Origin of the sequence: uncultured Maricaulis sp. (assembly GCF_963976135.1) — a bacterium.
Taxonomy (GTDB): Bacteria; Pseudomonadota; Alphaproteobacteria; order Caulobacterales; family Maricaulaceae; genus Maricaulis.
The window spans coordinates 1-3,800 of sequence record NZ_CAXBKN010000155.1 but is presented as its reverse complement, the minus strand read 5'-3'; the positions used below and the strand labels follow the sequence as shown (position 1 = coordinate 3,800).

The window sequence follows — 3,800 nt, the reverse complement described above, 5'->3', positions numbered from 1 at the left end:
GCAGATCGCCAGCTCGTCGCGGGCATGGGCGCCAAGCGGATCCTTCTCCATCAATTGTGTTGCAACCTCGTCGGCGAGTTCCCGGCTCAGGCCACGCGCAACATAAATGGCCGCCAGCTCGGCCCGTTCGCCGGCCGGATCCGCCACCAATTCCTCGCGTTCGCGCGCAAGATTGGCCGCTTCGGCATCCGCCTGCGAGCTGACAGAGACATATTCGCCGGCCGCCATCGACATCGCTCCGGCCACCAGCCCGGCCGTGCCGGCCACCAGGATTTCCCCCGCCGAGGCATTGGCCGCAGCAACACCGACAATCAGGCTGGCGGTGGAGACAATGCCGTCATTAGAGCCGAGCACGCCGGCGCGCAGCCAGCCGATCCGCTCGATGCCATGATGTTCGGGATGGGTGAATTTCGAGCGTTTCATGCAGCATCTGTCCCTGTTGCGTCGAGCGACAAACCTAGAATGACCGGCACGGGCGGGCAATCGCGGCGGATTGCCACCGGCCATCGGCAGGCCGGGACATCCGGCCGGATCGTCAAAGCGCTTGCCGCCCAAGCCTGCCGGCCCTAACGTCCTGCAATGAGCGATGAATTCCCCGCAAAATCGGCCGATCCACGGCTGCAGTCTGTCCCGCTGGACGAGGCCTCGGCCCTGTCGCCGGATTTCTATGCCGGCGATCACTGGCTCGGCGTCGACCAGGCCGCAGTGCTCGAGCCGGGCTGGCAGATCCTGTGCCCGGCCTCGGATGTGGCGCAGCCGGGCGATCATGTCGTGCGCGATATTGGCCGCGTGCCGGTGCTGATCGTGCGCGCTGCCGGCGGCGCGCTCAACGGTTTCGTCAATGTCTGCCGCCACCGCGCCGGACCACTGGCGCTATGCGATGGCAAGGGCGCCAAACGGCTGCGCTGCGCCTATCATGGCTGGACCTATGATCTCGACGGGCAATTGCGCACCGCGCCGGAAATGCAGGACGCGCAGAGTTTCGACCGCGACGGCATCGCCCTCGCCCGCATCGAACTGCAGACATGGAATGGCATGATCTTCGCGCGCGCCCGCGCCGGCGGACCGGATTTCGCCGCCGTGATGGCCGGTATCGAAGCGCTGGCCGCGCCCTATGATCTGGCCGGCATGCACCATCATCACCGCCGCATCTACAAGGTCGCTGCCAACTGGAAGACCTATGTCGACAATTTCCTTGAAGGCTATCACCTGCCCTTCGTGCATCCCGGGCTCAGCGGTGTCGTCAGCTATCCGCAATACAGGACCGAGCTGGCGGATTTCTGGTCGCTGCAGCGCGCACCGGTGAGCGATCCGAACGGCCTCTATGCCGATGGCGAGGCGCTGTATTTCTTCATCTATCCCAACACCATGCTCAATATCCTGCCCGGCCGGGTGCAGACCAATCGCGTCGTCGCCGACGGGCCGTCGCATTGCCGCGTCGAGTTCGATTTCTACTACGCACCGGGCTTTGAAAGCATGGCGCAGGCCGATGATGCCTTTTCCGACGAGATCCAGGGCGAGGACCGGCTGATTTGCGAGCGTGTGCAGCAGGGACTGAATAGCGGCGCCTACCGGCCGGGGCGCCTATCGCCCAGCCAGGAGGCCGGCGTCTGGCACTGGCAGAATTTGCTGCGCGAGGCCTATGCCCGCGCCGAGGGGGGAATGACGCATGGAGACGCAAACGACTGAAAAGGCGAAGCCGAAAGCCATCGGCTTCTGGGGCTGCTGGTCGCTGACCGTTGGCGTGATGATCGGTTCGGGCATCTTCATGCTGCCGGCCGTGATGGCGCCCTATGGCCTGATGGGCTTCGCCGGCTGGGCCCTGACGGCGGGCGGCTCGATCCTGCTGGCGCTGACGCTGGGCCGGCTGGCCATGCGCACGACAAGAACGGGCGGGCCCTATGCCTATGCCCATGACGCCTTTGGCGATCTGCCCGGCTTTCTCGTTGTGTGGGGCTATTGGGCCTCTTACTGGATATCCATCCCGGCGGTCGCGATCGCCTTTGTCGGCTATGTCACCGTTTTCGTCCCGGCGCTCGGGCAGGCGCCGGTGGCCCAGGCCGGGGTCGCGCTGGCGCTTATCTGGGGCCTCGGTCTGGTGTCCCTGCGCGGCGCCTCGGATGCGAGCCTGGTGCAGCTGATCATGACCGTGCTCAAAATCCTCCCCATCCTCTTGATCATCGGCCTCGGTGCCGTCGCCGGCGAGATGGCCAACCTGCCGGCCGTCAATCCGTCGGGCGGCACTTTCATCGGCGTGCTGGCGACGACAGCCCTGCTCACGATGTGGGCCTTTGCCGGGCTGGAATCCGGGACAATCCCCGCCGGTGAGGTCCGCGATCCGGCAAAGACCGTTCCGCGCGCCACCGTAATCGGCACCATCACCGTCGCCATCATCTATATCGGCTCGACCGCCGCGGTGATGGCGCTGGTCCCGGCTGACCAGCTCGCAGTCTCCACCTCGCCCTTCGCCGACGCGGCCCGGCATCTGGGCCCCTGGGGCGGACCGCTTGTCGCCATCGGGGCGCTGGTATCGACTGCGGGTGCCCTGAACGGCATCATCTTCCTGTCCGGCCAATTGCCGATGGCGGTGGCGCTGGACCGGCTGGCGCCAAAATTCTTCGCCGCCACGAATGGCCGCGGCGCCCCGAAATACGCGCTGCTGATCTCGCTCATCCTCGGCTCGATCTTGCTGATCCTCAATTACTCGCGCGGACTGGTCGGCGCTTTCACCTTCCTGCTGATGATGAGTACCCTTGCCCTGCTGATGCCGCTGCTGGTCAGTGCCATCGCCGAGCTGCGCCATTCCTGGAAGTCGGCGCGGAGCTGGGCGATCATCGCCCTGCTCGCCGCGCTCTATTCCTGCTTTGCGATTTTCGGCTCGGGACTGGAAGTTTTGTTCTGGGGCATGGTGCTGATGGTGATCGGTCTGCCGGTCTATTTTCTCGGCCGTCAGGGCAAGGCAGACGAAGTGTCGCCTTCCGCACCGGCGGAATGACAGCTATCCAAGGGACCTGACACTCGGCAGGGAGCCAGCATGCCAGCGCCGAAATCACAGACCGAGCCGATGGAGGGCCTGTGCTTTCGCACGCGCGGCCTGACCAAGACCTATGGCAAGGGCGCCGCCGAGGTGCAGGCGCTGCGCGGTGTTGATCTGGAATTGCCCGATGGCGAGCTGGTCGTGGTGCTGGGTGCTTCGGGCAGCGGCAAGTCGACCTTCCTCAACATTATTGGCGGTCTCGACAAGGCGACCAGCGGCGAGGTGTTCTTCCGCGGCCGCGATATCGGCCGCGCCAGCCGCCAGGAGCTGACGCAATACCGGCGCCGCAATGTCGGCTTCGTGTTCCAGTTCTACAATCTCATGCCCACCCTGACGGCGTGGGAGAATGTCGCCCTCGTCACCGAGATCGCTGACAATCCCCTCACCCCCGATGCCGCATTGGACATGGTCGGACTGAAGGACCGGCAAAGCCATTTCCCGGCCCAGATGTCGGGCGGTGAGCAGCAGCGCGTCGCCATTGCCCGCGCCATCGCCAAACAGCCCTCGGTCCTGCTGTGCGACGAGCCGACCGGCGCCTTGGACTCGGCAACGGGAACCCGGGTGCTCGAAGCGCTCAAGACCGTCAATGACAGCCTCAACGCCACCACGCTGATCATCACCCATAATGCCGGTGTCGCGGCGATGGCGCACCGGGTGGTTATCTTCGCCGATGGCGCCGTGCGTGAGGTGCGGCTCAATCCCAACCCCAAACACCCGCGTGACATCACATGGTAGGCGGGGGCGGCATGCTGGCGTGGCTCTC

Annotated in this window: 4 protein-coding genes; 3 read left to right on the top strand and 1 reads right to left on the bottom strand. The window is 65.3% G+C overall.

The annotated features are described in order from the left end of the window. Positions 1 to 423 (bottom strand): VIT1/CCC1 transporter family protein (locus AAC023_RS13940; RefSeq protein WP_339741808.1); only part of this gene is annotated, 423 nt, incomplete at its 3' end. Between the two features lie 156 nt (positions 424 to 579). Here AAC023_RS13940 and AAC023_RS13935 point away from each other — a divergent pair. The 3 genes from AAC023_RS13935 to AAC023_RS13925 are packed head-to-tail and all read left to right on the top strand — an operon-like array spanning position 580 to position 3,772. Further along, the gene (locus AAC023_RS13935) at positions 580 to 1,689 is read left to right on the top strand and encodes an aromatic ring-hydroxylating dioxygenase subunit alpha (RefSeq protein WP_339741806.1); all 1,110 of its coding nucleotides are present in this window, start codon (positions 580 to 582) and stop codon (positions 1,687 to 1,689) included. Continuing rightward, on the top strand, positions 1,670 to 2,995 hold the full coding sequence (locus tag AAC023_RS13930; protein WP_339741804.1) for an amino acid permease: 1,326 nt from the start codon (positions 1,670 to 1,672) through the stop codon (positions 2,993 to 2,995). The genes AAC023_RS13935 and AAC023_RS13930 overlap by 20 nt, the downstream gene beginning before the upstream one ends. Positions 2,996 to 3,034: 39 nt before the next feature. Next, positions 3,035 to 3,772, top strand: coding sequence for an ABC transporter ATP-binding protein (locus tag AAC023_RS13925; protein WP_339741802.1), 738 nt, complete (start codon positions 3,035 to 3,037; stop codon positions 3,770 to 3,772). The last annotated feature ends 28 nt before the right edge of the window (positions 3,773 to 3,800 follow it).

Bases quoted from the DNA above. Each gene is read 5' to 3' on its own strand.
- AAC023_RS13935 (WP_339741806.1), top strand. From the start codon at position 580: ATGAGCGATGAATTCCCCGCAAAATCGGCCGATCCACGGCTGCAGTCT.
- AAC023_RS13930 (WP_339741804.1), top strand. From the start codon at position 1,670: ATGGAGACGCAAACGACTGAAAAGGCGAAGCCGAAAGCCATCGGCTTC.
- AAC023_RS13925 (WP_339741802.1), top strand. From the start codon at position 3,035: ATGCCAGCGCCGAAATCACAGACCGAGCCGATGGAGGGCCTGTGCTTT.